Annotated in this window: 2 protein-coding genes and 1 pseudogene; 1 reads left to right on the top strand and 2 read right to left on the bottom strand. The window is 56.7% G+C overall.

The genetic code is table 11. The features are described 5' to 3' along the window. The first annotated feature begins 264 nt into the window (after positions 1-264). Positions 265-1,359 carry a hypothetical protein gene (locus R5H23_RS16610; protein ID WP_317216107.1) on the top strand — a complete coding sequence of 365 codons (1,095 nt, stop codon included), beginning with the start codon at positions 265-267 and terminating at the stop codon, positions 1,357-1,359. A gap of 107 nt (positions 1,360-1,466) precedes the next feature. Here the strand turns inward: R5H23_RS16610 and R5H23_RS16605 are convergent, their stop codons facing one another. Together R5H23_RS16605 and R5H23_RS16600 are read right to left on the bottom strand one after the other, a co-directional pair. Next, a complete protein-coding gene (locus R5H23_RS16605; RefSeq protein WP_317216106.1) occupies positions 1,467-2,168 on the bottom strand; it encodes a hypothetical protein in 702 nt (233 codons plus the stop codon). Positions 2,169-2,182: 14 nt separating this feature from the next. Continuing rightward, positions 2,183-3,759, bottom strand: a pseudogene (locus tag R5H23_RS16600) (hypothetical protein); the annotation flags it as partial.

The following is a 3,759-nucleotide window of genomic DNA, read 5'->3' as shown; positions in this document are numbered from 1 at the left end:
TTCACTTCGGTGAGGAATTCCCACAAATTTCATGGCCTGATGGAAAAACCCCTATGTCCGATAATAAGAATTAACGGACATAGGGGGTGAAGAGGGGGCGACTTTTGAAAAAATTTGCAAATCCAACCTAAGGCCGATTTAACATGACTTGATGTCTGTCTTCGCTCTCTCTCCAAGCCTGTCTCGGCTCACGCTGAAGACCACCTTCAAGCCCTGTGATGTGAGGGTACTGATGCCTTCTGGTCCTGCGCCGGCGATGCCGTGATGCTCTTGCCCACGCGTACGACGCTTCAGGTCTCTGACGTGGCGGTCGACCTGACCGCGGCATCGATAACCATCGGTCGTCTCGATCAGCGGCTCCAGGATCATCCCCTGAAGGAGGCCTTCCTCTATCGCGCCCGTCTCGACGCTGTCCGGGCACAGGCGCAGGTCGATGGCCAGGCCATTGATCCCTGGCACCTGGCGGCTGTCCTGGAAGGCCTGCGCCTCCCAACGCAGGACCTTGAGGGCGCTGACCGGTTTGCTTTGGTGGAAGCGGCACAAACAGCGTTTCGGCTCTACCAGTGGCAGACCCATCCTTCAGCGACACAACGGCATGAGATTGCACGGGCTCTCTCTCATCTCCGGCCTTTCATCCGAACGTGTGGACCCCTCCTCGGTGCGGCGAGCGCGTTCCATGACTGGCTGCATCAGGGAGGCCAGAGGGCTCCGTTCCGGGCCGCACTTGGCGTTCTGTGGCGCAAACGGGGCGTCATGCGCAGCGCCCTTCCCCTCACAGGTCCTGCGGCGCTTCGTGCCGGAGCGCCTCATGATCCTGTGCGATGGGTTCCGGTGTTCCTCAGAGCCGTGACGGCAGAAGCCCACTCCATGACCGAGATGCTGCGTGGCATGGAACGCCAGTGGGTCATGGCCCGCAGAGAAGCAGGCGCGCAGCGTCGGCACTCGCGAGCCCCTGCGGCCATCGATATCCTGGCCGCTCGGCCTCTGACGTCCGCGACGACGCTGGCAGACCTCCTCAAGATGTCTGTCAACGCCGCCCTGGATCTTCTCGAACGGTTCGAAAGCAAGGGGTTGGTTGTTGAAGTGACACATCGGTCCGCGCGGCGCTTGTTCGCCTTGCGGGGGTTTGAGCCCCTGCGCGAGGCTCTGATGCCGCCGCGCCGGCTCGCGGCTCATACCCTGAAAAACACGGATCCTGCTCTGACTGACGAACTGCGCCCGTCAGATCTGTTATCAACGTTCTCCGGACAGCAGGCAACGATCTGGAAGCCCGACTTTACCGAGCTTGAGGCCGCGATGAGAGAAGCAGATCACATCCTCAGGAAAACGACTTCGCGCAGAAACAAGCCTCGAGTGTAACGCGATCATCAGGCCTGCTCTCGAGGGGAGTCTGTTTTCGAGTTGTCCGGGAAGCCGTGCCCCTGCTGCAGGAGACTGATGATCTTACCGCTGATGCAACGGCTTCTCTAACGTTTCCCGACCGAGCATGTCTGCCAGGATGCCAGTTGTCGACGAACCCGATCCACCAGCTGATCAACAGTCTGGAGCTGGGGCGTGCCAAAAGTGACCTTCAGGGTATCCCGATACAGATAGTGACCCTGATCAGCCGGATCCAGAGGGACTCTCGCCGCACAGCTCGCAGTCTTCGGTCCATCGAGGTCCATACAACTAATTACGAAAAGACGACCATTCTCTTTTTTGACATAAAAATGCCCGACAGACGTAAGAAAGACCTTATACTCTCCAACGTTTTCTACCTGCCGTTCAATTCCATGAGTTACACTCCATCGGTCCCACGCGGCCTGCCCCGAGACATTGTCGTCGAAATTCGTGTTGACCGTGACAGAGACATCGCCTCGATAGAACCCGCCGCCGTCAACTTCCGTGTTGACGTTCTCAGGGTGGAAGAGCGACCAGACATCGGGCCTGAGGTCGGGCAGTCGCTCCAGCAGCATAATGGTGGAGCGCTTCTCCGGCCCGGTCCAGGGCGAATACATGGCAACGTATCCGGCAGGAATATCGTAGCATCGCCCTGCAACAAGGTAGCGTCCCGGCTTCATGTAGGCGGGAACGTCATGGGAAATCCGATAGGCCGCACCCGCGATGAGAAAGGCAAAAGCCCCTCCCATGCCAAGAAGAATTTTGCTGCGTCTGGACAGTTTCAACACGCAATGATCCGATATCAGCTACGAGGGAATAACGGTGCAGGCTGATGCGTCACCAGCGTTACGCCCTGCATCGTATGGCCAGTTTCAAAGACGAGAGACGAGGCGCCACGATGAGGTAACTCCCGATAGTCACTGAAAGAGGCAGGACTGTTTTCGGAAAAGCCGGAACGCGTAAAGTCCTGCAACAGGGACGCACCCAGATTTTTCGTCAGCTGCTGCGACAGGAAAGACGGAGCATTCAAGCCGGGCGCTTCTGTTCCCAGAGACCGAACCGTCGAGGCGCTCACACTTCCAAATGACACATCGCTTGCCAGGCCCTGTTTTCCGTTAGCAAGACTGACCGCTGACTGGGCCGTCACGGTATTTCCATTTTCCGTGATAAAAGTGGGCCTGCTGGTAAGGGAGATGGAGCTGACGCCTGCCTGATCCAGGGATATGCTAGTATCCCTGCTGCCGTCACCTGGTATCGACAGGGACAGTGCGCTCCATTCCTGATCCTGTGCCGAAATGATACCATCATGATTACTGTCGAGATGGTCGAGCGCGGCAAAGTCACGAACGGGCGCCAGTTGGTTTCCCTCACCCTGTACAAGGACACCCTCGCCAGGCGTAATCCAACCCGTTTCATTTCCATCAGTGAAATGATGAGAGGTTGTTGATGAAACCGTATGCAGCTGATCATTCTTGTACGAAATTACAATCGGGTCCCAACTGCTTTCTTCAAAGATATCATCGTAAATTGACGACCCATCATTATCATCAATCCCGCTTCCGATAAGGCCTGGTGAAGTTGTAGTTGTAATTTCCGGTCCCCTAGACTGTCCCGCGACCGGACCGTCCGGGTCTTCAGTGACCGTAACTCGCGTTCCATTTCCTAGCGGAAAGGCTGTTACGGCAGGCTGACCCGGAGCTGCGAGTGCGGGCTGACCATCTGGACCCAGAATTCCTGCATTTTGATTGTCGGGGTCTGGCGTCGGAATGGGATCGACTGGAATGACCAGGCCTGAAGACGGTACATCCGTAGGGACATAGCTGGTTGCTGGCGCTCCAGATGTTGTCTGGTCCTCAAACCCGGTATTCCCCAGAGGCTGTTGAATATTCTGGCCCGATTTCCCTGAAAGAATATCATGTCGGGCCCAGACTTCGACGTTGTTCCCCGCTTGCGTGGCCGTAACGTGAGTGTTGTCCCCGTTAAAAAGAACCTTACTGTTTCCGTTTACGGTTCCAGAGCTATTTCCGCCAAAGGCCGAGATCGACCCAGGTCCGGACCCGTTAAACGTATTGTTCTGTCCGGAAATAAAAGTTGTGGAATTTCCGCTTGCATTGATTGTGTTGTTGTCGCCGTTTGCTGTGAAGGACTGGCTCTGCCCTGGCTCGGCCGTGTTTCCGCCCATGAGGACTTTGGTCCCATTTCCGGAAATGGAATCGTTGGTCCCCCAGACATAGGTGGTATCGCCCTCCTGAGACAGGCTGGCCCCAGCATTGTCAGCCAGAAGGTGAACGGTTTGGCCCGTGCCATTAACCTGTGCGGAGGAGTTCGCACCAATGGCTGCCACACTCCCGTTCGCGCCGTTGAACGTATTGTTCTGCC

This window comes from Gluconobacter sp. GP1 (assembly GCF_032913585.1).
In the GTDB taxonomy this organism is placed as follows: domain Bacteria; phylum Pseudomonadota; class Alphaproteobacteria; order Acetobacterales; family Acetobacteraceae; genus Gluconobacter; species Gluconobacter cerinus.
The sequence above is the reverse complement of the archived record's forward strand: the minus strand, read 5'-3'. Positions and strand labels throughout refer to the sequence as shown.